This is a genomic window from Enterobacter sp. SORGH_AS_0287 (genome assembly GCF_031453695.1).
GTDB classification, from domain to species: domain Bacteria; phylum Pseudomonadota; class Gammaproteobacteria; order Enterobacterales; family Enterobacteriaceae; genus Enterobacter; species Enterobacter ludwigii.
Map to the genome: position 1 here is coordinate 3,413,813 of NZ_JAVIZW010000001.1, position 23,970 is coordinate 3,437,782.

Annotated in this window: 24 protein-coding genes; 17 read left to right on the forward strand and 7 right to left on the reverse strand. The window is 55.5% G+C overall.

Annotated features, from left to right (window positions below):
• Positions 1-20 precede the first annotated feature (20 nt).
• The 8 genes from mtlD (at position 21) to trmL (ending at position 8,115) form a co-directional block, all read left to right on the forward strand.
• Positions 21-1,169, forward strand: coding sequence for a mannitol-1-phosphate 5-dehydrogenase (gene mtlD / locus QE396_RS16170; protein ID WP_020882667.1), 1,149 nt, complete (start codon positions 21-23; stop codon positions 1,167-1,169).
• A complete protein-coding gene (gene mtlR, locus QE396_RS16175) occupies positions 1,169-1,756 on the forward strand; it encodes a mannitol operon repressor MtlR (RefSeq protein WP_025206446.1) in 588 nt (195 codons plus the stop codon). Before mtlD ends, mtlR begins: the two co-directional genes overlap by 1 nt.
• Before the next feature lie 58 nt (positions 1,757-1,814).
• Positions 1,815-2,177 (forward strand): YibL family ribosome-associated protein, encoded by a 363-nt coding sequence (locus QE396_RS16180; protein WP_014168086.1) that lies wholly within the window; start codon positions 1,815-1,817, stop codon positions 2,175-2,177.
• A gap of 285 nt (positions 2,178-2,462) precedes the next feature.
• Positions 2,463-4,118: an L-lactate permease gene (lldP, locus tag QE396_RS16185; protein ID WP_020882668.1), complete on the forward strand. Its 1,656-nt coding sequence runs from the start codon at positions 2,463-2,465 to the stop codon at positions 4,116-4,118.
• Positions 4,115-4,888, forward strand: a complete 774-nt coding sequence (gene lldR / locus QE396_RS16190; protein WP_014168084.1) for a transcriptional regulator LldR — start codon at positions 4,115-4,117, stop codon at positions 4,886-4,888. The genes lldP and lldR overlap by 4 nt, the downstream gene beginning before the upstream one ends.
• The gene (lldD, locus tag QE396_RS16195) at positions 4,885-6,072 is read left to right on the forward strand and encodes an FMN-dependent L-lactate dehydrogenase LldD (protein WP_020882669.1); all 1,188 of its coding nucleotides are present in this window, start codon (positions 4,885-4,887) and stop codon (positions 6,070-6,072) included. Before lldR ends, lldD begins: the two co-directional genes overlap by 4 nt.
• A 183-nt stretch (positions 6,073-6,255) precedes the next feature.
• A complete protein-coding gene (locus tag QE396_RS16200) occupies positions 6,256-7,596 on the forward strand; it encodes an aromatic acid/H+ symport family MFS transporter (RefSeq protein WP_020882670.1) in 1,341 nt (446 codons plus the stop codon).
• A gap of 45 nt (positions 7,597-7,641) precedes the next feature.
• Positions 7,642-8,115, forward strand: a complete 474-nt coding sequence (gene trmL / locus QE396_RS16205) for a tRNA (uridine(34)/cytosine(34)/5-carboxymethylaminomethyluridine(34)-2'-O)-methyltransferase TrmL (RefSeq protein ID WP_014168081.1) — start codon at positions 7,642-7,644, stop codon at positions 8,113-8,115.
• Here trmL and cysE read toward each other — a convergent pair.
• From cysE to QE396_RS16230, 5 genes are all read right to left on the reverse strand, one after another.
• Complete coding sequence (gene cysE, locus QE396_RS16210) at positions 8,112-8,933, reverse strand: serine O-acetyltransferase (RefSeq protein ID WP_008502718.1); 822 nt, start codon at positions 8,931-8,933, stop codon at positions 8,112-8,114. The genes trmL and cysE overlap by 4 nt on opposite strands.
• 78 nt (positions 8,934-9,011) lie before the next feature.
• Entirely contained in the window at positions 9,012-10,031 is a 1,020-nt protein-coding gene (gpsA, locus tag QE396_RS16215; protein WP_014168080.1) for an NAD(P)H-dependent glycerol-3-phosphate dehydrogenase, read from the reverse strand.
• Positions 10,031-10,498, reverse strand: coding sequence for a protein-export chaperone SecB (gene secB, locus QE396_RS16220; protein ID WP_014168079.1), 468 nt, complete (start codon positions 10,496-10,498; stop codon positions 10,031-10,033). The genes gpsA and secB overlap by 1 nt, the downstream gene beginning before the upstream one ends.
• Positions 10,499-10,530: 32 nt before the next feature.
• A complete protein-coding gene (grxC, locus tag QE396_RS16225; RefSeq protein ID WP_014168078.1) occupies positions 10,531-10,782 on the reverse strand; it encodes a glutaredoxin 3 in 252 nt (83 codons plus the stop codon).
• 11 nt (positions 10,783-10,793) lie between these two features.
• The gene (locus QE396_RS16230) at positions 10,794-11,225 is read right to left on the reverse strand and encodes a rhodanese-like domain-containing protein (RefSeq protein ID WP_014168077.1); all 432 of its coding nucleotides are present in this window, start codon (positions 11,223-11,225) and stop codon (positions 10,794-10,796) included.
• Positions 11,226-11,471: 246 nt separating this feature from the next.
• Between QE396_RS16230 and gpmM the strand changes: the two genes are divergently transcribed.
• From gpmM to QE396_RS16255, 5 genes are read left to right on the forward strand one after another with little or no spacing between them, the layout of a single operon-like run.
• Positions 11,472-13,016: a 2,3-bisphosphoglycerate-independent phosphoglycerate mutase gene (gpmM, locus tag QE396_RS16235; protein ID WP_020882671.1), complete on the forward strand. Its 1,545-nt coding sequence runs from the start codon at positions 11,472-11,474 to the stop codon at positions 13,014-13,016.
• 33 nt (positions 13,017-13,049) lie between these two features.
• Entirely contained in the window at positions 13,050-14,309 is a 1,260-nt protein-coding gene (gene envC / locus QE396_RS16240) for a murein hydrolase activator EnvC (RefSeq protein WP_025206449.1), read from the forward strand.
• Positions 14,310-14,312: 3 nt separating this feature from the next.
• The gene (locus QE396_RS16245) at positions 14,313-15,266 is read left to right on the forward strand and encodes a divergent polysaccharide deacetylase family protein (protein WP_020882672.1); all 954 of its coding nucleotides are present in this window, start codon (positions 14,313-14,315) and stop codon (positions 15,264-15,266) included.
• A 9-nt stretch (positions 15,267-15,275) separates the two neighbouring features.
• Entirely contained in the window at positions 15,276-16,481 is a 1,206-nt protein-coding gene (locus tag QE396_RS16250) for a glycosyltransferase (protein WP_020882673.1), read from the forward strand.
• A gap of 15 nt (positions 16,482-16,496) precedes the next feature.
• Positions 16,497-17,411 carry a hypothetical protein gene (locus QE396_RS16255; protein ID WP_020882674.1) on the forward strand — a complete coding sequence of 305 codons (915 nt, stop codon included), beginning with the start codon at positions 16,497-16,499 and terminating at the stop codon, positions 17,409-17,411.
• 30 nt (positions 17,412-17,441) lie between these two features.
• Here QE396_RS16255 and tdh read toward each other — a convergent pair whose 3' ends face one another.
• Both tdh and kbl read right to left on the reverse strand, forming a co-directional pair.
• Positions 17,442-18,467, reverse strand: coding sequence for an L-threonine 3-dehydrogenase (gene tdh, locus QE396_RS16260; RefSeq protein WP_020882675.1), 1,026 nt, complete (start codon positions 18,465-18,467; stop codon positions 17,442-17,444).
• A 9-nt stretch (positions 18,468-18,476) separates the two neighbouring features.
• A complete protein-coding gene (kbl, locus tag QE396_RS16265) occupies positions 18,477-19,673 on the reverse strand; it encodes a glycine C-acetyltransferase (protein ID WP_020882676.1) in 1,197 nt (398 codons plus the stop codon).
• Between the two features lie 215 nt (positions 19,674-19,888).
• On the opposite strand from kbl, the gene rfaD reads away from it, so the two are divergent.
• The 4 genes from rfaD to QE396_RS16285 are packed head-to-tail and all read left to right on the forward strand — an operon-like array spanning position 19,889 to position 23,970.
• Positions 19,889-20,821 (forward strand): ADP-glyceromanno-heptose 6-epimerase, encoded by a 933-nt coding sequence (gene rfaD, locus QE396_RS16270; RefSeq protein ID WP_008502707.1) that lies wholly within the window; start codon positions 19,889-19,891, stop codon positions 20,819-20,821.
• Between the two features lie 2 nt (positions 20,822-20,823).
• Entirely contained in the window at positions 20,824-21,870 is a 1,047-nt protein-coding gene (gene rfaF, locus QE396_RS16275) for an ADP-heptose--LPS heptosyltransferase RfaF (protein WP_020882677.1), read from the forward strand.
• A 3-nt stretch (positions 21,871-21,873) separates the two neighbouring features.
• On the forward strand, positions 21,874-22,857 hold the full coding sequence (gene rfaC / locus QE396_RS16280; RefSeq protein WP_020882678.1) for a lipopolysaccharide heptosyltransferase RfaC: 984 nt from the start codon (positions 21,874-21,876) through the stop codon (positions 22,855-22,857).
• Positions 22,858-22,860: 3 nt separating this feature from the next.
• The gene (locus QE396_RS16285; protein ID WP_020882679.1) at positions 22,861-23,970 is read left to right on the forward strand and encodes a glycosyltransferase family 9 protein; all 1,110 of its coding nucleotides are present in this window, start codon (positions 22,861-22,863) and stop codon (positions 23,968-23,970) included.

Consider the following 23,970-nt stretch of genomic DNA (forward strand, 5'->3'; position numbering starts at 1 on the left):
CATTGATTAAGGTTAATACTATGAAAGCATTACATTTTGGCGCAGGTAATATCGGTCGTGGCTTTATCGGTAAACTGCTGGCAGACGCAGGCATTACGCTGACATTCGCCGATGTGAATCAGGTAGTCCTGGATGCCCTGAATGCCCGTCATAGCTATCAGGTACACGTGGTAGGCGAAAACGAGCAGGTTGAGACGGTATCTGGCGTTAATGCGGTAAGCAGCATTGGCGAAGACGTTATCGACCTCATCGCCAGTGTCGATCTGGTGACCACGGCCGTTGGCCCGGTGGTGCTTGAGCGCATTGCCCCTGCGGTGGCGAAAGGCCTGGCAAAACGTAAAGCGCAGGGCATCGACACACCGCTGAACATCATCGCCTGTGAAAACATGGTGCGCGGCACCACGCAGCTGAAAGGCCATGTGCTCGCCGCCGTCGCGGACGAAGATAAAGCCTGGGTGGAAGCGCACGTCGGCTTTGTGGATTCCGCCGTTGACCGTATCGTTCCGCCATCAGAATCCGCCACCCACGATCCGCTGGAAGTGACCGTGGAAACCTTCAGCGAGTGGATCGTCGATAAAACCCAGTTTAAAGGCGCGCTGCCAACCATTCCGGGGATGGAATTAACCGATAACCTGATGGCCTTTGTCGAACGTAAACTCTTCACGCTGAACACCGGGCATGCTATAACCGCGTACCTCGGAAAATTGGCCGGTCATCAGACCATTCGTGACGCGATCCTCGATGAGAGCATCCGTGCGGTGGTTAAAGGGGCAATGGAAGAGAGCGGCGCGGTGCTGATCAAACGCTACGGTTTTGATGCTGAGAAACATGCAGCATACATCCAGAAAATCCTCGGTCGTTTTGAAAACCCGTATCTGAAAGATGACGTTGAGCGCGTAGGCCGTCAGCCACTGCGTAAACTGAGCGCGGGCGATCGCCTGATTAAACCGCTGCTGGGCACGCTGGAGTATGGTCTTGCGCACGCCAACCTGGTGAAAGGGATTGCGGCCGCGATGCATTACCGCAGCGAACAGGATCCACAGGCGCAGGAGCTGGCTCAGCTGATTAACGATAAAGGCCCGCAGGGTGCGCTGGCGCAGATCTCTGGTCTGGATGCCAACAGCGACGTGGTTGTGGAGGCGGTGAACGCTTACAACGCAATCAAATGATGCAGAGTGCGGCGCAGGATAGCCTGCGCCCAAATAACAGATTGTCAGATATGCAGGCAATAATGGAACAAACCCAGGCCTTTGAAAATCGTGTGCTTGAGCGTCTGAATGCTGGCAAAACCGTACGAAGTTTCCTGATTGCCGCCGTCGAGTTGCTAACCGAGGCGGTGAATATTCTGGTACTTCAGGTGTTTCGCAAAGACGACTACGCGGTAAAATATGCTGTAGAACCGTTACTGGACGGAGACGGACCGCTGGGCGATTTATCGGTACGTCTGAAGTTGATTTATGGTCTTGGCGTGTTGAACCGACAAGAGTATGAAGATGCCGAGCTGCTGATGGCGCTGCGCGAAGAGTTAAATCATGACGGTAATGAGTACACCTTTACCGATGATGAGATCCTTGGCCCCTTCGGCGAGCTACACTGCGTCACCGCGCTTCCCCCTGCTCCCCATTTTGATAACAGTGACCCTGAGCTGTACGCGATGCAAAAGCTGCGTTATCAACAGGTTGTCCGTTCCACGATGGTCCTTTCCCTGACTGAGCTGATTTCCCGAATCAGCTTAAAAAAAGCGTTTCAGAAGTAAGCCTGCTCACATTGGTGTATCCTTCCCTGTAAATTCCCCGTTTTCAGAGTTATTTGTCATGAAAGAAGTCGAAAAGAACGAAATTAAACGCCTGAGCGACCGCCTGGATCTGATCCGCCACCAGATGGCTGGTCTCTCACTGGTTGAGTCCGCCGAGAAGTATGCCGAGCTGGAGAAAGAGAGTGAGAAGCTTGAAGCGGAAATCGAGCGTCTGCGCGAAGTCAAAGGCCAGAAGCTGAGCAACGAAGCCCAAAAGCTGTTGAGCATGCCGCACCGTCGCGCCATCACTAAAAAAGAGCAGGCCGACATGGGCAAGCTGAAGAAAAGCGTCCGTGGCCTGGTGGTGGTTCATCCAATGACCGAGCTTGGTCGCGAAATGGGTCTGAAAGAGATGACGGGTTTTTGTAAGACCGCGTTTTGATCGTCCCCCGCCCTCTCTCCCAGGCGAGAGGGCGAAAACCATACCGCGTCGCCCCCCTCACCGCTTAAAATTGGCCCAACCAATCTCCCGGTAATCACTTTCCTGGTTCACAATTCCACTAATTCCCCTCACAAAATCATTGCTGACTCATAACAACTGGTTAACCATTTATTGTCATTCACCCTACAACACAATATTGGCAGGACCACTTTTACACAGTTTGTGACGCAGAGATGAGCGGAGACTCACCCGCTACGCAGACTGTCTGGTCCTCAGGAGACCTGCATGAGCCTCTGGCAACAAAACTACGATCCGGCTGGCAATATCTGGCTGTCGAGCCTGATCGCATCGCTTCCGATCCTGTTCTTCTTCTTTGCGCTGATTAAGCTCAAGCTGAAGGGATACCTGGCCGCGACGTACACCGTTGCCATTGCGCTGATGGTGGCACTGTTCTTCTATAAAATGCCGGTCGATCGCGCGCTGGCCTCCGTCGTCTATGGTTTCTTCTACGGCCTGTGGCCGATTGCGTGGATCATCATCGCGGCGGTCTTTGTCTACAAAATCTCGGTGAAAACCGGGCAGTTCGACATTATCCGCTCATCGATCCTCTCCATTACCCCGGACCAGCGTCTGCAGATGCTGATTGTCGGTTTCTCCTTCGGGGCTTTTCTGGAAGGGGCGGCCGGGTTTGGCGCACCGGTTGCCATCACCGCGGCGCTGTTAGTCGGGCTGGGGTTCAACCCGCTTTACGCTGCAGGTCTTTGTCTGATCGTTAACACCGCGCCGGTGGCGTTTGGTGCGATGGGGATCCCGATTCTGGTCGCCGGGCAGGTCACCGGTCTGGACAGCTTTGAAATTGGCCAGATGGTTGGCCGTCAGCTGCCGTTCCTGACCATCATCGTGCTGTTCTGGATCATGGCGATTATGGATGGCTGGCGCGGCGTGAAAGAGACATGGCCTGCGGTGGTCGTCGCTGGCGGCTCGTTTGCTATTGCCCAGTATCTCAGCTCGAATTTCCTCGGTCCCGAATTGCCGGACATTATCTCTTCACTGGTGTCGCTGGTCTGCCTGACGCTGTTCCTGAAACGCTGGCAGCCGGTACGCATCTTCCGTTTCGCCGATATGGGTGCTTCACACGTCGATCAAACCCTGGCACGTACGGGTTATACCGCGGGACAAATCATTCGCGCATGGTCTCCGTTCCTGTTCCTGACCGCCACGGTTACGCTCTGGAGTATTCCACCGTTTAAGGCCCTGTTCGCACCGGGTGGCGCACTGTATGAGATGGTCATTAACATCTCCGTGCCGTTCCTCGACAAGATGGTCGCCCGTATGCCGCCCGTGGTGCACACCGCCACGCCGTATGCCGCGGTGTATAAATTTGACTGGTTCTCGGCAACCGGCACCGCAATCCTGTTTGCCGCTATCCTGTCTGTGGTGTGGTTACGCATGAAGCCAGCGGCTGCAGTACAGACTTTTGCGGCTACCATTAAGGAGCTGATGCTGCCGATCTACTCCATCGGCATGGTGCTGGCGTTCGCGTTTATCTCGAACTATTCCGGCCTGTCATCGACACTGGCGCTTGCGCTGGCGCATACCGGCCACGCCTTCACGTTCTTCTCGCCGTTCCTCGGCTGGCTGGGGGTGTTCCTGACCGGTTCAGATACCTCATCTAACGCCCTGTTTGCGGCCCTGCAGGCGACGGCAGCCCAGCAGATTGGCGTATCGGACATCCTTCTGGTGGCCGCCAATACTACCGGCGGCGTGACCGGCAAGATGATCTCACCGCAATCCATCGCCATTGCCTGTGCGGCGGTGGGACTGGTCGGTAAAGAGTCGGACCTGTTCCGCTTTACCGTGAAACACAGCCTGATATTCACCTGTATGGTCGGGGTGATCACGACCCTGCAGGCCTATGTCTTAACCTGGATGATCCCATGATAGTCATGCCCAGACGCCTGTCCGACGAGATTGCCTCTCGCGTACGGGCGCTGATTGAAGAACAACAGCTGGAAGCGGGCATGAAATTGCCCGCCGAGCGCCAGCTCGCCGCCCAACTGGGTGTATCTCGTAACTCACTGCGTGAGGCGCTGGCGACGCTGGTCAGCGAAGGGGTACTGGTAAGCCGTCGGGGCGGCGGCACCTTTGTCCGCTGGCAGCACGATGACTGGTCCGAACAAAACATCGTGCAGCCGCTTAAAACACTGATGGAAAACGACCCGGACTACAGCTTCGACATCATTGAAGCGCGGCACGCCATCGAAACCAGTACCGCCTGGCATGCGGCCATGCGGGCCACTGAAGCCGACAAAGAGAAGCTCAAAGCCTGCTTTGACGCCACCCAAAGCAGCGACCCGGACATTGCCTCGCAGGCGGACGTGCGGTTTCATCTGGCGATTGCCGAAGCGTCGCACAACGTCGTTCTGCTCCAGACCATGCGCGGTTTCTTCGACCTGCTGCAATCCTCCGTGAAGCAGAGCCGCCAGCGTATGTATCTGGTCCCCCCGGTATTTGCCCAACTGACCGAACAGCACGAGGCGGTACTCAACGCCATTCTGGCCGGGGATGCAGAGGCCGCGCGCAAAGCGATGATGGCGCATCTGGGGTTCGTGCACACCACCATTAAACGATTCGATGAAGATCAGGCCCGACAGGCGCGTATTACCCGTCTGCCTGGCGACAGTGATATTTCCAGGGAGAACAAAGCATGATTATTTCAGCAGCCAGTGACTATCGCGCCGCGGCGCAGCGCATTTTGCCGCCGTTCCTGTTCCACTATATCGACGGTGGGGCATATGCCGAATACACTCTGCGCCGCAACGTGGAAGATCTGTCGGAAGTGGCGCTGCGCCAGCGCGTGCTGAAAGATATGTCTGAGCTGAGCCTTGAGACAACGCTGTTTAACGAAACGCTTTCCATGCCGGTGGCCCTTGCACCAGTCGGTTTGTGCGGCATGTACGCCCGCCGGGGTGAAGTCCAGGCGGCAGCGGCGGCGGATGCCAAAGGTATTCCGTTTACCCTCTCCACCGTCTCCGTCTGCCCGATTGAAGAAGTGGCCCCGACCCTCCAGCGTCCGATGTGGTTCCAGCTGTACGTCCTGCGCGATCGCGGCTTTATGCGCAATGCGCTGGAGCGTGCCAAAGCCGCGGGCTGTTCAACGCTGGTCTTTACCGTTGATATGCCGACGCCTGGCGCCCGTTACCGTGATGCCCACTCCGGGATGAGCGGCCCAAATGCTGCCCTGCGTCGCTACTGGCAGGCGGTAACGCACCCGCAATGGGCCTGGGATGTCGGTGTGAATGGTCGCCCGCACGATCTGGGGAATATCTCGGCCTATCTCGGTAAACCCACCGGGCTGGAAGATTACATCGGCTGGCTGGCGAATAATTTCGATCCGTCCATCTCGTGGAAAGACCTGGAGTGGATCCGCGAATTCTGGGACGGCCCGATGGTGATCAAAGGGATCCTCGACCCGGAAGATGCCCGCGATGCCGTGCGCTTTGGCGCTGACGGTATTGTGGTCTCTAACCACGGCGGACGTCAGCTTGACGGGGTACTCTCTTCCGCACGCGCACTGCCGGCGATTGCCGATGCGGTGAAAGGTGAAATCGCTATCCTCGCCGACAGCGGTATCCGCAACGGGCTTGACGTGGTGCGTATGATTGCCCTTGGCGCAGACAGCGTATTGCTCGGACGCGCATATCTTTATGCACTGGCTACGGCTGGTCAGGCAGGGGTGGCGAATCTGCTCAACCTGATCGAAAAAGAGATGAAAGTGGCGATGACGTTGACCGGCGCAAAAACGATTCGCGAAATCAGCAAGGACTCTCTGGTGCAGGAGTTGGGTAAATTACCCGCCGCACTGGCACCGCTTGCCCAGGGTGACGCAGCCTGACACCCGTCTGATCCCCCTTCCCCCTCTCCTCGCGTCCGAACTCCCTTCGGGCGCTTTTTTTTGTCAAAAATAACATCCAGGTAACATATTGGATAAGAAAATTTGACATACCTGTGCCGCACGCAATTGTATAGACAAGCAAATACAAGAACACAAAAACACCATCACATCAGAGGGGAGCGTATGAGATATTCAGGTCAGGTGGATATTCAGCAGGTGATCGACGACAGTCCCTTTTCCGGGTTTCACTGGGAGCTCATCGTGCTGGGCTTTTTGGTGCTGGCGATCGATGGTTTCGATACCGCAGCAATGGGCTACATTGCGCCCACGCTGTCGGCGGAATGGGGCATACACAAACAGGATCTGGGACCGGTACTGAGCGCAGCACTGCTCGGGCTGTCGCTGGGAGCGCTGGTCGCAGGCCCGGTATCGGACCGGATAGGCCGCAAGCGCGTACTGGTCTTTTCTTGTCTGTTCTTCGGCCTTTCAAGCCTGGGGACGGCCTGGGCACAAAGCCTTAACACCCTGACGCTATGGCGGTTTCTGACGGGCCTGGGGCTGGGTGCCGCCATGCCGAACGCCATCACCCTCATCTCAGAGTTTGCCCCTCAGCGCTGTCGCGCCATGGCGATTAATACCATGTACTGCGGCTTCCCGCTGGGCGCGGCCGGCGGTGGGGCGATATCGTCCTGGCTTATCCCGCATCATGGCTGGCGAAGCGTACTGCTGACCGGCGCGATAGCACCGCTGATATTAACGCTGCTGCTGATGCTGTTTTTACCGGAATCGGTGAAATACCTGGTGCAGCGCGGGAAAGACATGATGCAGATCCGCCGTATCGCCAGCCGTTTCGCCCGCACGACCCTCGATGGCGTCACCGGTTTCTTCCTCGCAGAGGATCGGGTCGCCGCCAAAAAAGGGAGCGTAGCACAGCTGTTTTCACAGCCCTGGCTGCCCGGCACCCTGATGCTATGGGTAACCTATTTTATGGGGCTGGTGATTTATTACGTCCTGCTTAGCTGGATGCCGACGCTGATGCTGGGGATGGGCTATCCCCTCGCGGAATCCGCATGGCTCACCTCGCTGTTCACCTTCGGCGGTACCGCAGGCATCCTTCTCGCGGGCTGGATGATGGATCGCTGGGAGGCACACAAAGTGGTCGCAGGTGGCTTTGTCCTGACCATGCTGCTCATTCTGGCGCTCGGCATTGAACATAACCATATCGCCCTGTTTGGCGGCCTGATTTTCCTGATGGGGATCGCGATGAACGGCGCGCAATCGGGAATGCAGACGCTGGCAGCCACCTTTTATCCTACCGAGTGTCGCGCAACGGGCATTGCCTGGATGCAGGGCATTGGCCGCTTTGGTGGCGTGGCGGGCACCATGACCAGCGCGCAGCTTCTCTCCATGCAGTGGCAGGCAGACAGCATTTTGATGATCCTTAGCCTGCCCGCCCTGCTGGCGGCCGCGGCAACCTTCTACAAAATGCTCCGTTGCCGCTCGCAGGATCTCGGCGTCGCATAAGCGGCCCGGTTTCTGCTATTCTGCCCCCGCAATTAAGGGGGCAGCATGCTTAACATCGTTTTATTCGAACCAGAAATTCCGCCGAATACCGGCAATATTATCCGCCTGTGCGCCAACACCGGTTTTCGTCTGCATATCATCGAGCCGATGGGTTTTACGTGGGACGACAAACGTCTGCGCCGCGCGGGGCTGGATTATCATGAATTTACGGCCGTGGTTCGCCATCATGATTACGCCGCGTTTCTGGAAAGCGAAAACCCACAGCGCATGTTCGCCCTGACCACCAAAGGCACGCCGGCACATAGCGCCGTGCGCTATCAGGACGGTGATTATCTGATGTTTGGCCCGGAAACGCGCGGCCTGCCGGCCACCATTCTTGATGCCCTGCCCGCTGAGCAGAAGATTCGTATTCCGATGATGCCGGACAGCCGCAGCATGAACCTGTCAAATGCGGTGTCGGTGGTGGTGTATGAAGCATGGCGCCAGCTGGGATACCCGGGCGCCATTCTCAGGAGTTAAATACCGTCACCATACTCAAACGTATGGTGAATACCGTTGAAGTGCTGATCCATATCCATCGACGGTTTGTCGCTGTCTGGTTTACCGACAATACGAGCCGGTACGCCAGCGGCGGTCGTGTGCGGCGGAACAGGCTGCAGAACAACCGAACCGGCGCCAATCTTCGCACCACGACCCACTTCGATGTTGCCGAGGATCTTGGCGCCCGCGCCAATCATCACCCCTTCACGGATTTTCGGATGGCGATCGCCGCTGGTTTTACCGGTACCGCCTAACGTGACCGACTGCAGAATCGAAACGTCATCTTCAATCACCGCGGTTTCACCGACGACAATGCCGGTGGCGTGGTCAAGCATGATCCCGCGGCCAATTTTCGCGGCCGGGTGAATATCCACCTGGAAGGTCACGGAAACCTGGTTTTGCAGGAAGATAGCCAGCGCGCGGCGGCCTTCATTCCACAGCCAGTGGCCGATGCGATACGCCTGCAAGGCATGAAAGCCCTTCAGATACAGCAACGGCGTAGAGTATTTGTCCACCGCCGGGTCACGCGTGCGCACGGCCTGGATATCACAGGCGGCAGAAGCGATCATTTCAGGGTCAGCGGCATAGGCCTCTTCCACCACTTCACGAATGGCGATAGCGGGCATAATCGAGGAAGCCAGTTTATTGGCGAGCATATAGCTCAGGGCGCTGCCGAGGTTTTCGTGCTTGAGTAGCGTCGCATGATAGAAACTGGCCAGCATTGGCTCGCAGTCAGCCAAAGCCCGGGCTTCAGCTTTAATATTGTTCCAGACGATATCCAGTTCTTCACACGGCATTGCTTACTCCAGACGACATGTTAATGACCGGCCAGTTCTGTGCTGGCCGGGTCATAGTGCTAACAAGAATCCCTGCGACTAGTTACTGCTGCGCTCATCCTTGCGCGAACGACCTAATAAGGTCAATGCTGCCTCGCGCGCATTTTTTCCGCAATACAATACCTGATAAATTTCCTCGGTTATTGGCATTTCGACACCAAAACGGTGCGCCAATTCGCGAACTTCTTTGGTATTGCGATAGCCTTCAACCACCTGACCAATCTTCTCCTGCGCGCCTTTCACATCCATGCCCTCACCGAGCATCATGCCAAAGCGGCGGTTACGGGACTGGTTGTCGGTACAGGTCAGCACCAGATCGCCCAGGCCCGCCATGCCCATGAAGGTGGTCGGATCGGCACCCAGTGCTGCGCCAAGGCGGGACATCTCGGTTAAGCCGCGCGTAATCAGTGCGGTACGTGCGTTGGCACCAAAGCCAATCCCGTCGGACATTCCGGCGCCGATCGCAATCACGTTCTTCACCGCACCGCCCAGCTGTACGCCGATAAAATCGGGATTGCTGTAAACGCGGAAGCTTTTGCCGCAGTGCAGCAAATGCTGAAGATCGTCGGAGAAAGCCTGATCGGTTGATGCCAGCGAGATCGCCGTCGGCAGGCCAGCGGCCAGCTCTTTAGCAAACGTCGGCCCCGAGATAACCGCCAGCGGGATGTCATCACCCAGCGCTTCGCGGGCGACATCCTGCAACAGGCGTCCGGTTTCGGCTTCCAGCCCTTTGGTGGCCCATACAATGCGCGCATCAGGGCGCATCAGCGGCTTGATCTGACGCAGCACTTCGCCAAACACATGGCTCGGCACCACAATCAGAATGTTGCGGCTGGCCGCCAGCGCGGTCGCAAGGTCACTTTCAAGGTGCAGGGAGTCTGGGAACGGAACGTCCGGGAGGAACGCCACGTTGCAACGGTCGCGTTGCAGCGTCGCGATATGTTTTGGGTCGTGGCCCCAGAGAACCACTTCGTGACCATTTCTTGCCAGCGTGATGGCAAGAGCGGTGCCGTATGAGCCGGCACCGATCACAGTCATTGACGCATTAAGAGTGCTCATCAGGCATCCTGATGTTGTTCAGTACCTTCGCCAGCTTGCTGCTGCAGATAGTTCATGAACAGCGCATCAAAGTTAACTGGCGCAAGGTTCAGTTGCGGGAATGTACCGCGAGAAACCAGGCTGGTGATGCATTCGCGAGCATACGGGAACAGAATGTTCGGGCAGTATGCACCCAGGCAGTGCGCCATCTGGTTGCCTTCGATGCCGCCGATGGAGAAGATGCCGCCCTGCTGAACTTCACACAGGAATGCAGTCTCTTCGCCCAGAGAGGCAGTAACAGTCACACGCAGTACGACTTCATACACGTCATCCGCCAGTTGGGTAGATGCGGTATCAAGATCAAGTTTAACCTCTGGCTGCCAATCTTTCTGGAAAACGTGTGGCGCATTTGGCGCTTCGAAAGAGACATCCTTGGTGTAGATACGCTGGATCTGGAAAGTCATTTCGGTGTTGTTTTGTTCTGACATGGAAAAACCCTTTTTAATTGTCCTAAAGTCTCTTAGCTCAGCAGCGGATCGAGTCCACCACGGGCATCGAGCGCATACAAGTCATCACAGCCGCCAATGTGCTGCGCATCAATAAAAATCTGCGGAACCGTCGTACGACCACTACGTTGGATCATCTCTTCGCGTTTAATCGCGTCACCGTCAATCGGCAGTTCTTTGAACGCTACGCCTTTGCTGTTCAGAAGCGCTTTTGCACGGTGGCAGAACGGGCACGTTGCTTTGGTATAGATCTCGATATTGGCCATTACTGAACTCCTTATTTACCGCGAACCAAAGGAAGATTTTCCCCGCTCCAGCCGGAAATACCTTCTTTCAGAACCGTTACGTTTTCGAAGCCTGCTTTATGCAGCGCGCTGGCAGATTCCTGCGCCTGCATACCGGTCGCGTCAACAACGATAATCGGCTGGGCTTTATGTTTCTCAAGCTCGCCAACGTTGTTCGCTTTGATTTCAGCAGGTAACAGGTTGATAGCACCAGCAATGTGACCTTTACGGAAATCGTCACGCTGACGCAGATCGACCACGACGGCATCTTCTTTGTTAATCAGACGCGTCGCTTCACCACGGGTGATAACCTTAATCTTAGACGTCAGGCCTTTAAATGTGGTGAACAGCACAGCAGCCAGCAGGCCAATCCACGCGATGCTCAGAACCGGATGGCGGCTAACGAATTGCATAATTTCTTGCATGGAGGGTAACTACTCCGACTTAGTGATTAAAAAAACCAGGACAGGAGTATACCTGTGCGTTGTGGCAAATACAGCCAGCGACCATAACCTAATCCATTTTCTGAGGCCTGCCACCTAAAAAATTGCCTCAAAAGCGTCCGCTAAGCACCTTGCCCCTGCGCTTTCTTTGATCTTCTGCGGCTATTTGATCGATTCAGCTGTAGTAAAATTACGCAAATTTTGACTCTTGAGCATGAGGTTGTCGCAATGTCGGTTTCTAAAAAACCTATGGTACTGGTGATTCTGGATGGCTATGGCTACCGTGAAGATCAACAGGATAACGCCATTTTCAACGCCAAAACGCCGGTGATGGACGCGCTGTGGGCAAAACGTCCCCACACCCTGATTGATGCGTCCGGGCTGGAAGTGGGTCTGCCAGATCGTCAGATGGGCAACTCCGAAGTTGGACACGTAAACCTGGGTGCAGGTCGTATCGTGTATCAGGACCTGACGCGTCTGGACGTTGAAATCAAAGAACGTACCTTCTTCAACAACCCAGTGCTTTGCGGCGCGGTGGACAGAGCCGTGGCGGCCGGTAAAGCAGTTCATATCATGGGTCTGCTCTCCGCCGGTGGCGTACACAGCCACGAAGATCACATCATGGCGATGGTTGAACTGGCGGCTGAGCGCGGCGCAGAAAAAATCTATCTGCACGCTTTCCTGGACGGTCGTGATACGCCACCACGCAGCGCAAAAGGTTCACTGGCCTCCTTCGAAAACAAATTCGCCGCGCTTGGCAAAGGACGTGTGGCCTCCATCATCGGGCGCTACTACGCAATGGACCGCGACAACCGTTGGGATCGCGTTGAACAGGCCTATGACCTGATGACGCTGGCAAAAGGTGAATTCCAGTTCGCGACCGCGGTGGAAGGTCTGGAAGCCGCTTACGCGCGTGATGAAAACGATGAATTCGTGAAAGCAACCGTCATTCGTGCTGAAGGCCAGGCTGATGCCGCCATGGAAGACGGCGACGCGCTGATCTTCATGAACTTCCGTGCTGACCGCGCGCGTGAAATCACCCGTGCGTTCGTGAACAGTGATTTCGACGGTTTCACCCGTAAGAAAGTGGTGAAGATCGACTTTATTCAGCTGACCGAATACGCCGCTGACATCAATGCGCCATGCGCTTATCCACCCGCTTCACTGGCCAATACCTTCGGCGAGTGGATGGCGAAGAACGACAAGACACAGCTGCGTATCTCCGAAACCGAGAAATATGCCCACGTCACCTTCTTCTTTAACGGCGGTGTTGAAGAGCCGTTCAAAGGCGAAGATCGCATTCTGATTAACTCACCCAAAGTGGCCACCTACGATCTGCAGCCAGAAATGAGCTCTGCCGAGCTGACTGAAAAACTGGTTGCGGCAATCGAAAGCGGCAAATACGACACCATCATCTGTAACTACCCGAACGGCGACATGGTGGGTCATACCGGCGTGATGGAAGCCGCCGTAAAAGCGGTTGAAGCGCTGGATCACTGTGTTGAGCAGGTCGCGAAAGCGGTTGAATCCGTTGGTGGTCAGCTGCTGATCACCGCTGACCACGGTAACGCAGAACAGATGCGCGACCCGGCAACCGGCCAGGCGCACACCGCTCACACCAACCTGCCTGTTCCGCTGATTTATGTGGGTGATAAATCACTGAAAGCGGTGGAAGGCGGCAAGCTTTCCGACATCGCGCCAACCATGTTGTCGCTGATGGGCATGGAGATCCCTGAAGAGATGACTGGTAAGCCGCTGTTCATCGTGGAATAATCGCTCCCCATGAGGGGAAAGGCGATTTTTTCAATCACATGGGTCGTGAAGCCGCTTAGGTTATCAGTCAGACCTCTGCTTTGCGCCAGCGCACTCAGCGCTGGCGTATTGCTGTGCGCCGCATCCGCCCACGCGGATGACCGTGACCAGCTGAAATCCATACAGGCCGATATCGCCGCGAAAGAGCGTGCGGTACGCCAGCAACAGCAGCAACGCTCTGCTCTGCTCGCTCAGCTTAAGCAGCAGGAAGAAGCCATCTCCGCTGCCGCACGTAAATTACGTGAAACGCAAAACACCCTCGCCCAGTTGAATAAACAGATCGACGAAATGAACGCGTCGATTGCCAAACTGGAACGCCAGCGTGATGCCCAGGAACGCAACCTTGCCGCACAGCTTGATGCTGCTTTCCGCCAGGGTGAGCACACGGGCCTTCAGTTGATCCTCAGCGGTGAAGAGAGCCAGCGCGGTCAGCGTCTGCAGGCCTACTTTGGTTATCTGAACCAGGCGCGTCAGGAGACTATCGCGCAGCTGAAACAGACGCGCGAAGAGGTCACCACGCAAAAAGCCGAGCTCGAAGAGAAGCAGAGCCAGCAACAGACGCTGCTCTACGAACAGCAGGCGCAACAAGCGAAGCTCGAGCAGGCCCGCAACGAGCGCAAGAAAACCCTTTCCGGTCTCGAGTCCTCTATTCAGCAAGGCCAAAGCCAGCTGAGCGAAATGCGCGCCAACGAATCGAAACTGCGTAACAGTATCGCCCGCGCGGAAGCGGCGGCGAAAGCGCGCGCCGAAAAAGAGGCCCGCGAAGCACAGGCCGTACGCGACAAACAGCAGGAAGCCTCACGCAAAGGTACGACCTACAAGCCAAGCGAAAGCGAACGCTCCCTGATGTCACGTACCGGCGGTTTAGGCTCCCCTCGTGGTCAGGCTTACTGGCCCGTGCGCGGTACAATTCTGCATCGCTATGGCGAACAGCTGCAGGGTGAACTACGTTGGAAAGGGATAGTTATCGGTGCGTCTGAAGGTAGCGAAGTAAAAGCCATCGCCGATGGCCGTGTGATTCTGGCCGACTGGCTGCAGGGTTACGGGCTTGTGGTAGTGGTGGAACACGGTAAAGGCGATATGAGCCTTTACGGCTACAACCAAAGCGCACTGGTCAGCGTTGGTACTCAGGTGCGCGCCGGCCAACCCATCGCCCTCGTGGGCAGCAGTGGCGGTCAGGGCCGCCCGTCACTCTATTTCGAAATTCGTCGCCAGGGTCAGGCGGTCAATCCACAGCCGTGGTTGGGAAGATAAGTTTTGCTTCAATTTCGTCGAATTGTTCTCTCCTTCGCCAGTGCACTGGCGCTGGCAGCACCGGTCTACGCTGGCAAACTCGCGATAGTGATTGATGACTTCGGTTATCGTCCGCACACCGAGAATCAGGTACTGGCGATGCCGGCCGCCATCTCTGTCGCCGTCCTCCCGAATGCGCCGCACGCGCGTGAAATGGCGATCAAAGCGCATAACAGCGGTCATCAGGTTCTCATCCATCTGCCGATGGCACCGCTCAGCAAGCAGCCGCTGGAAAAAGATACTTTGCGCCCTGATATGAGCAGCGATGAGATCGATCGCATCATTCGCGATGCTTACAATAAAGTGCCGTACGCCGTCGGGCTGAACAACCACATGGGCAGCGCGATGACCTCCAGCCTGTACGGGATGCTCAAAGTGATGCAGTCGCTGGAGCGCTATAACCTCTATTTCCTCGACAGCATGACCATCGGCAACAGCCAGGCGATGCGTGCCGCGCAGGGTACAGGCGTGAAGGTAATAAAGCGCAAGGTGTTCCTCGATGACACCCAGAACGACGCGGATATCCGCGGGCAGTTCAATCGCGCCGTACAGCTAGCCCGACGCAATGGCTCAGCTATTGCTATCGGCCACCCGCACCCGTCTACCGTTCGCGTTCTGCAGCAGATGCTGCCGACATTGCCCTCTGATATTACGCTGGTTCGTCCTGGCGATCTGCTGAATGAGCCACAGGTTGATACGTCGCGTCCTGGCAATGCACAGCCTCCGATAACGCAGCCGCGCAATCCATTCAGGGGTGTGACGCTGTGTAAAACGAAACGCCCGCCGGAACCCGTCTACGCGACACGGTTCTTTGCCGTGCTTAGTGAGAGCGTGAGCCAGAGTACACTGGTGCAATATTTCCAGCACCAGTGGCAGGGCTGGAATATTACCCGGCAACAGACTGTGAGAGGCGATTAAGGTAGAACGATGCTGCAACGACACAAAATACTGCTCCTCGATACCGGCAAAGAGTGGGGCGGTGGCACCAACAGCATGCTCGAACTTCTGAAGCGGATTGACCGCAAGAAGTTCGATATCACCTGCTGTTTTTACAGTGATTACAGCCGTGCCGAAGGGCAAACAATCGGCCAGGTGCTGGACAGTATCGGCATTCCCTTAATTGTGATCCCTCAGCCACGGCAGCCCGTATGGGCGAAACTTGCGAAAGAGCTGGGCCGCAGTCTCCTTTTCTTCTCGCGCCGGGGGCGTAAGGCCTTTACGCGCCATATCGATACGCTCTGGCGTATTCGGCCCAATGTTCGCAGAATTGCAACGCTGCTCAGTGAAGGCGGATTCGATACGCTGTATATGAACAATCAGCCTGGCTCAAATGAAGAAGGGTATTTAGCCGGTGCAAAACAGCATGTGCGGTTAATTCAGCACTGCCGCATCGAACCTGTCATGACGCCGCCGCTGGTCAGGCTGGTTAATGACCATGCCACAAAAATCATTGCAGTCTCCCACGGCGTTGAGCGTGTTTTACTTCAGAATGGGGTTCGCCCTGAACTCTGCATAACTGTAAACAATGCAATCGACATCCACCAGCCCCTGCCAGACCGACGTGCAATGCGCCAGCGGCTGAACATTGATGACGATACTTTCGTTTTCGGTAGCGTGGGGTCACTGATCCCCCGCAAAGCAAACCATCATACTCTGGAGGCGCTGGCGCAGTTCAGTCAGAAGAACCCTGACGCAAAATGGAAGATGGTGTTAGTCGGTGAAGGTGGCGAACGCGACGCATTAATTGCCCAGGCCACCGCATTGGGTATTGAGAAGCAGGTCGTCTTCACGGGGTTCCAGAATACCCCCTTTGATTACCTTGCGACATTTGACGCTTTTATTTTAGCCTCACAGAGCGAAGGATTACCTCGCGTCGTGCTGGAAGCCATGTTGCTTAATATCCCTGTCATTGGCTCGCAGGTGACCGGGACAGCGGAATTAATTGACCCAGGGTCGACGGGACTCTTGTTCCCCTGGGGCGACGTTTCACAGCTTGCCGCGCATCTTGAGAGCATCTGGAAAGATGCCGATCTGCGCGCACACCTGGCTTTGGCTGCCCGTCAGAATGTCTGTCGAACCTATGCCATTGAACAGTATGTTAGCGGCGTCGAAGCGGTACTTGGCGCAAAATAATCACACGAGATGAACATGTTTAAATTCCTTAACGCTCGCTATCGTCATATTACCGGACGACATAACATTCCGTACCGTTCCCTGCCGGTAACAGGCAATCTTGTTGCCGTTGACTCCATCGTCATTCCTTGCACCGGCGCTGATTTTGTTGAAGAGGCATTGCTGTCGGCAACCTTTGCTGAGCGTTATGCCACCGGCGTCAGCGAGATCGTGATTGTAAGCGATCAGCCAGAATCTGCTTTCGGGGTGCTTCCCCCTAAAACTCGCGTAGTGACACTCACGCTTCCTAAACGAGAAGAGAGTTACCGCTACAAGCAGATCTATCTTAGCCGTCTGGTGAAGCTCAATGCGCCGCTACAGGCCCGGGGTGAAGGCGTTTTGATGATCGACTCCGATCTCAATCTGCTCAAAATGCCTGAGATCAACATGGCCGATATGCACATCTACTCCAGCTTCCGTCAGGGTAAGATGATCGCCAAACTCGATGGCGCTCCCGCGGAGAAAGTGCCCGCCTATTACAAAGAGACGGTGCGCCCTTATCTTGTCGATCACGTTAACGGCGCTTTCCTCGCAGCAACCCAAAAGACGTGGCGACGCATTTGCCCGCTGTGGTTGACCCTGTTCCAGGATACCTGGGAGCTAATGGAAGATAATCAGCCCCCAACCGATCAGCTTCCGCTCGCCGCACTTCTGGATATGCTGGATGTGAAAACGGTCAATCTGGGTGACTGGATGAACTGGCCGGTCTCTAAGAAAATTGGCGGACAAGAGGCTGTGGTACCGAAAGAGGTCATTGGCGCACACGGCGGTTTCCCGCTGTCCGAATGGCAGAAGTATCTTGAGTCACCAGACAATAAGCTGCAGTTCAAAGGTCAGGATTACACGCGAAAGGTGCGTTACCTGACAGACGAAGAGAAGAAAAACCAGTAAAAAAGGGGCCTGAGGCCCCTTTTTTTATGACTAATCCCAGCTCAGGATAACCTTTCCGGACTGGCCAGAGCGCATCGCGTCAAAGCCTTCCTGGAACTCATCGATAGAGAAGCGATGGGTGATAATCGGAGACAGGTCCAGACCAGACTGGATCAGTGCCGCCATCTTGTACCAGGTTTCGAACATCTCGCGGCCGTAGATACCTTTGATGAACAGCCCCTTGAAGATAACCTTATTCCAGTCGATAGACATATCAGACGGTGGAATGCCCAGCATCGCAATACGTCCGCCGTGGTTCATGGTGTCCAGCATGGTGCGAAACGCCGGTGGTGCGCCGGACATCTCAAGACCCACGTCAAAACCTTCGGTCATGCCCAGCTCTTCCATCACGTCGCTCAGGCTCTCTTTAGAGACATCCACCGCGCGGGTCACGCCCATTTTGCGCGCCAGGGACAGGCGATACTCGTTCACATCGGTAATCACCACATTGCGGGCACCAACGTGCTTCGCCACCGCGGCAGCCATAATCCCGATGGGACCCGCGCCGGAAACCAGCACATCTTCGCCGACCAGGTCGAAAGAGAGCGCCGTGTGTACCGCGTTGCCGAAGGGATCAAAGATAGAGGCCAGATCGTCAGAAATGTTGTCCGGGATTTTGAACGCGTTAAACGCCGGGATCACCAGGTATTCTGCGAAGCAGCCCGGACGGTTCACGCCCACGCCGATTGTGTTGCGGCACAGGTGCGTGCGTCCACCACGGCAGTTACGGCAGTGACCACAGGTAATATGACCTTCACCCGAGACGCGGTCGCCAATGTTGAAGCCTTTTACTTCCTGACCCATGCCCACCACTTCGCCGACATATTCGTGGCCCACGACCATCGGTACCGGAATGGTTTTCTGCGACCACTGGTCCCAGTTATAGATATGAACGTCAGTGCCGCAAATGGCGGTTTTACGAATTTTGATCAGCAGATCGTTATGACCGACTTCCGGCTCCGGCACGTCGGTCATCCAAATCCCTTCTTCCGCTTTCAGTTTGGATAACGCTTTCATCACACGTCCTCAGGCAATTACGCCCAGCTGTTTGCCGATGCGGGTAAAGGCTTCCACCGCACGTTCAATTTGTTCAGGCGAATGCGCCGCAGACATCTGGGTGCGGATACGCGCCTGGCCTTTTGGTACCACCGGGAAGAAGAACCCGGTAACGTAAATTCCTTCTTTCTGCAGCTCGCGGGCAAAATTCTGCGCCACAACCGCATCGCCCAGCATCACCGGAATAATGGCGTGATCGGCACCGGCGAGCGTAAACCCTGCGGCACCCATTTTTTCACGGAACAGGCGGGCGTTTGACCACAGACGGTCGCGCAGCTCAGCGCCAGACTCCACCATTTCCAGGACTTTAATGGATGCGGCAACGATCGCCGGCGCCAGCGAGTTGGAGAACAGGTACGGACGGGAACGCTGGCGCAGCCACTCAACCACCTCTTTACGCGCAGCAGTATAACCCCCTGACGCGCCGCCGAGCGCTTTACCCAGCGTACCGGTGATAATGTCCACGCGACCCATTACGTCACAGTATTCGTGAGATCCACGGCCGTTCTCACCAACAAAACCGACGGCGTGTGAATCATCAACCATCACCAGCGCATCGTATTTGTCTGCCAGGTCGCACACGCCCTTCAGGTTGGCAATCACGCCATCCATAGAGAACACGCCGTCTGTGGCAATCAGCACATGGCGGGCGCCTGCTTCACGCGCTTCTTTCAGGCGCGCTTCCAGTTCAACCATGTCGTTGTTGGCGTAGCGGAAGCGCTTCGCTTTACACAGGCGCACACCGTCAATGATAGAAGCGTGGTTCAGGGCGTCGGAAATAATGGCATCTTCTGCGCCGAGCAGCGTCTCAAACAGACCACCGTTGGCGTCGAAGCACGAGGAGTACAGGATCGCATCTTCCATCCCCAGGAAGTCCGCCAGCTTTTTCTCAAGCTGCTTATGGCTGTCCTGCGTACCGCAGATAAAGCGTACGGAGGCCATACCGAAACCGTGGGTGTCCATGCCTTGTTTTGCCGCGGCAATCAGCTCAGGGTGATTCGCAAGACCTAAGTAGTTGTTCGCACAAAAGTTGATCACATGGCTGCCATCGGCAACGGTGATGTCCGCCTGCTGAGCAGACGTGATAATACGCTCTTCTTTGAACAACCCTTCCGCACGTGCGGTGTCGAGGTCGCTGTTTAACTGTTTGTAAAAATCACCACGCATTGCAATTCTCCAGACTCGGCAAATTTTGGCACATATTACCCAACCCTGGCCGCCATGACGAGATGACACATTATCTCTTCTCGTTTTTGCAGCATAAATCACGTGTACCCTTGCGCTATGTCGGTGAATGGCTGAAGGGCAGCCATACTAATGATATGATAAGAACATTAGCGTCCGGGATTGTCCCCGGACTCCACACTTCAAAGGTTACAGTTATGATCATCGTTACCGGCGGCGCGGGCTTTATCGGCAGCAACATTGTTAAGGCCCTCAATGACAAAGGCATCACCGACATTCTGGTGGTGGACAACCTGAAAGACGGCACCAAGTTTGTAAACCTGGTGGATCTGAACATCGCTGACTATATGGATAAAGAAGACTTCCTTATCCAGATTATGGCAGGTGAAGAGTTCGGCGAGATCGAAGCCATCTTCCACGAAGGCGCATGCTCTTCCACCACCGAGTGGGACGGCAAGTACATGATGGACAATAACTATCAGTACTCCAAAGAGATCCTGCATTACTGCCTGGAGCGTGAAATTCCGTTCCTGTACGCCTCTTCTGCAGCAACCTACGGCGGCCGTACGTCAGACTTCATCGAATCCCGCGAATATGAGCAGCCGCTGAACGTCTATGGCTACTCCAAATTTCTGTTCGATGAATACGTGCGTCAGGTTCTGCCTGAAGCCAATTCCCAGATTGTGGGTTTCCGTTACTTCAACGTGTACGGACCGCGCGAAGGCCACAAAGGGAGCATGGCGAGCGTCGCGTTCCACCTGAACACGCAGCTGAACAATGGCGAAAGCCCGAAACTGTTTGAAGGCAGTGACGGCTTCAAGCGTGATTTCGTCTACGTAGGCGACGTGGCGGCAGTGAACCTGTGGTTCTGGGAAAACGGCGTCTCAGGTATCTTTAACCTGGGGACAGGCCGTGCGGAATCCTTCCAGGCCGTGGCGGACGCCACCCTGGCGTACCACAAAAAAGGCAGCATTGAATACATTCCGTTCCCGGACAAACTGAAAGGTCGTTACCAGGCCTTCACGCAGGCGGATTTGACCAACCTGCGTGCGGCGGGTTACGACAAACCGTTCAAGACCGTTGCCGAAGGCGTAACGGAATATATGGCCTGGCTGAACCGCGACGCGTAAGTATGAAAATTCTGGTGATCGGCCCGTCATGGGTGGGCGACATGATGATGTCGCAAAGTCTCTATCGCACGCTCAAGGCGCGTTATCCCCAGGCGATAATTGACGTGATGGCACCTGCCTGGTGCCGTCCGTTGTTATCGCGTATGCCGGAAGTTAACGAGGCGATCCCAATGCCGCTCGGCCACGGCGCGCTGGAAATTGGTGAACGTCGCAAGCTCGGCCATAGCCTGCGCGAAAAGCGCTATGACCGCGCCTATGTCTTGCCTAACTCCTTTAAATCCGCCCTGGTACCCTTCTTTGCGGGCGTCCCCCATCGCACCGGCTGGCGTGGAGAAATGCGCTACGGTCTGCTGAACGACGCGCGCGTGCTTGATAAAGACGCCTGGCCACTTATGGTCGAGCGCTACGTCGCGCTGGCCTATGACAAAGGCGTGATGCGCAGCGCAAAAGATCTGCCGCAACCGCTGCTCTGGCCCCAGCTCCAGGTCAACGACGGTGAGAAATCCCACACCTGCAACGCGTTTGGAATTTCATCAGAACGCCCCATGATCGGTTTCTGCCCAGGAGCAGAGTTCGGCCCGGCAAAACGCTGGCCGCATTATCATTACGCTGAGCTGGCAAAACAGCTGATCGATGAAGGTAATCAGGTCGTGTTGTTTGGCTCGGCGAAAGACCACGAGGCGGGTAACGAAATTCTGGCTTCGCTGAATACAGAACAGCAGGCATGGTGCCGTAATCTGGCAGGGGAAACCCAGCTGGAACAGGCGGTAGTTTTACTTGCCGCCTGTAAAGCCGTCGTCACCAACGACTCTGGCCTGATGCACGTCGCCGCTGCGCTCAACCGGCCGCTGGTTGCTCTGTATGGCCCCAGCAGCCCTGACTTTACGCCACCGCTTTCTCATAAAGCGCGCGTCATACGTCTGATCAGCGGTTATCACAAGGTGCGAAAAGGCGATGCGGCTGAAGGCTATCACCAGAGCCTGATCGACATCACGCCCGAGCGTGTCCTTGAAGAGCTCAACGAGCTGCTGTTGAGTGAAGAAGGATAACGGATGCGGGTATTGATCGTTAAAACCTCTTCCATGGGCGATGTGCTGCATACTCTGCCGTCGCTCACCGACGCCATGCAGGCCATTCCCGACATTCGTTTTGACTGGGTGGTGGAGGAGGGCTTCGTACAGATCCCCACCTGGCATGAAGCAGTAGACCGCGTGATCCCGGTTGCTATCCGCCGCTGGCGTAAAGCGTGGTTCTCGGCACCGATTAAGGCTGAACGTCAAGCCTTCCGTGATGCGGTGCAAGCGCAGCGTTACGATGCCATTATTGACGCACAGGGTCTGGTCAAAAGCGCCGCGCTGGTCACGCGTCTGGCGCACGGCGTTAAGCACGGTATGGACTGGCAAACCGCCCGCGAGCCGCTGGCGAGCCTGTTCTATAATCGCCGCCACCATATCGCGAAACAGCAGCACGCCGTGGAGCGCACCCGTGAGCTGTTTGCGAAAAGCCTCGGCTATGCAAAACCGGACACGCAGGGTGATTACGCTATTGCGCAGCATTTTTTGCGCGATGCGAAGACGCACACACCGCCCTATCTGGTCTTTCTGCATGCCACAACGCGCGATGATAAGCACTGGCCGGAATCACACTGGCGAAGACTCATTGAGCTAATGCAACCGACCGGCATCCATATTAAACTCCCGTGGGGCGCAGAACACGAAAGGCAACGCGCAGAGCGTTTGGCCGCGGGTTTTTCAAATGTGGAAGTGTTACCTAAACTCACGCTGGCTCAGGTTGCCGCGCAACTGGCAGGCGCCAACGCCGTCGTATCCGTGGATACCGGATTAAGCCACTTAACCGCAGCGCTGGACCGCCCCAATATCACCCTCTTCGGTCCGACCGACCCGGGACTGATCGGGGGGTACGGTAAAAACCAGCATCAAATGGTCAGTCCGACGCAGCAGATGAGAGACATTACCGCAGATGCGATTTTTTCGTTTTTACAGGGCAGCCATCGGCTTTCTAACAGGGATATTTAACCCATGAGTTATGTATTTCTGCTGATTTTACTTTTTCCGGTGAAACTCATCCGGAAGCTGTTTCGCAAAGACACGGGCAGAAACCTTGTCATTCAGACAGCCAAAATCGGTGACTTTATCAATGCAACGCCTCTACTGGCGTATCTGCAAAAAAGCGATGTGCTGATCAGCCGCAGCGTTAACGCATTGGCTCAGCATGACGACAGTATCGAAGAGATCTTTTTTGTGGAGCAGCAAAAGCGCAACCTGTGGCGTAAGCTCTGCTTCGCCTGCCGGATCATGAATCGCTACGACAATGTCTATCTGCTGCAGCCCAACAGTGTGAATCTCTTTTTCGCCTCAGCCTGTAATGCAAAAAACAAACAATTTTTAAGCACTTATACACGCAGGTGGTATCACGGAATTTTTTATGCCACGGCTGATGGTACCGTTGAGCATGGCAAAAAGACGCTGTCCGTCACTAACTATCTCAAGCTCGCCGATCGCGCGCTCACCTGGCAGGACTCACCCAAGCACGCCACAAAGCCCCTGTTCAAGCCTGCGGTTTACCCGCAAATTCTCGATAAACCCGGGGTTATCCGAATTGGTATCAGCATTTCTGCCGGTAACAAAGCAAAGACGGTTCCCCCGGCAATCTGGAAACGTATTGTCGATCATCTTGCCGACCTGCCCTGCGAGTTTTATGTTTTTGGCGCACCAAACGAACAGCCGTGGATGGATGACATCACCCGCGCTTACGGTGAAATTCCCAATTTTATCAACCTCATTGGCAAAATATCGCTCGAAGAACTGCCGTGGGCGATATCCAAAATGGATTGTTATATTGCGTCAGATTCAGGGAATATCTACATTGCCGATGCGGTGGGCGTCCCGGTGGTGTTGCTGTTTGGCCCTTGCTGCCATTATGAACAACGTCCGCTTGGCAAAGTATTGCTGATTGGGAATGATGCGCATATTTGTTCGTATGTATTTGAAACACGCTACTATTTCTCCCAAGATCGGGAAGAACTTTTCGCTGTGACAGACGAATCACTACGTGAGCTTAAAGATTTTATTCGCGAATTACCAAAAGCTAACACAATCACATCTCTCACTGATGCCCAGGGAAACTAA

Coding starts and splice junctions, on each gene's coding strand:
- mtlD (WP_020882667.1), top strand. CDS start 21: ATGAAAGCATTACATTTTGGCGCAGGTAATATCGGTCGTGGCTTTATC.
- mtlR (WP_025206446.1), top strand. CDS start 1,169: ATGCAGAGTGCGGCGCAGGATAGCCTGCGCCCAAATAACAGATTGTCA.
- QE396_RS16180 (WP_014168086.1), top strand. CDS start 1,815: ATGAAAGAAGTCGAAAAGAACGAAATTAAACGCCTGAGCGACCGCCTG.
- lldP (WP_020882668.1), top strand. CDS start 2,463: ATGAGCCTCTGGCAACAAAACTACGATCCGGCTGGCAATATCTGGCTG.
- lldR (WP_014168084.1), top strand. CDS start 4,115: ATGATAGTCATGCCCAGACGCCTGTCCGACGAGATTGCCTCTCGCGTA.
- lldD (WP_020882669.1), top strand. CDS start 4,885: ATGATTATTTCAGCAGCCAGTGACTATCGCGCCGCGGCGCAGCGCATT.
- QE396_RS16200 (WP_020882670.1), top strand. CDS start 6,256: ATGAGATATTCAGGTCAGGTGGATATTCAGCAGGTGATCGACGACAGT.
- trmL (WP_014168081.1), top strand. CDS start 7,642: ATGCTTAACATCGTTTTATTCGAACCAGAAATTCCGCCGAATACCGGC.
- cysE (WP_008502718.1), bottom strand. CDS start 8,933: ATGCCGTGTGAAGAACTGGATATCGTCTGGAACAATATTAAAGCTGAA.
- gpsA (WP_014168080.1), bottom strand. CDS start 10,031: ATGAGCACTCTTAATGCGTCAATGACTGTGATCGGTGCCGGCTCATAC.
- secB (WP_014168079.1), bottom strand. CDS start 10,498: ATGTCAGAACAAAACAACACCGAAATGACTTTCCAGATCCAGCGTATC.
- grxC (WP_014168078.1), bottom strand. CDS start 10,782: ATGGCCAATATCGAGATCTATACCAAAGCAACGTGCCCGTTCTGCCAC.
- QE396_RS16230 (WP_014168077.1), bottom strand. CDS start 11,225: ATGCAAGAAATTATGCAATTCGTTAGCCGCCATCCGGTTCTGAGCATC.
- gpmM (WP_020882671.1), top strand. CDS start 11,472: ATGTCGGTTTCTAAAAAACCTATGGTACTGGTGATTCTGGATGGCTAT.
- QE396_RS16250 (WP_020882673.1), top strand. CDS start 15,276: ATGCTGCAACGACACAAAATACTGCTCCTCGATACCGGCAAAGAGTGG.
- QE396_RS16255 (WP_020882674.1), top strand. CDS start 16,497: ATGTTTAAATTCCTTAACGCTCGCTATCGTCATATTACCGGACGACAT.
- tdh (WP_020882675.1), bottom strand. CDS start 18,467: ATGAAAGCGTTATCCAAACTGAAAGCGGAAGAAGGGATTTGGATGACC.
- kbl (WP_020882676.1), bottom strand. CDS start 19,673: ATGCGTGGTGATTTTTACAAACAGTTAAACAGCGACCTCGACACCGCA.
- rfaD (WP_008502707.1), top strand. CDS start 19,889: ATGATCATCGTTACCGGCGGCGCGGGCTTTATCGGCAGCAACATTGTT.
- rfaF (WP_020882677.1), top strand. CDS start 20,824: ATGAAAATTCTGGTGATCGGCCCGTCATGGGTGGGCGACATGATGATG.
- rfaC (WP_020882678.1), top strand. CDS start 21,874: ATGCGGGTATTGATCGTTAAAACCTCTTCCATGGGCGATGTGCTGCAT.
- QE396_RS16285 (WP_020882679.1), top strand. CDS start 22,861: ATGAGTTATGTATTTCTGCTGATTTTACTTTTTCCGGTGAAACTCATC.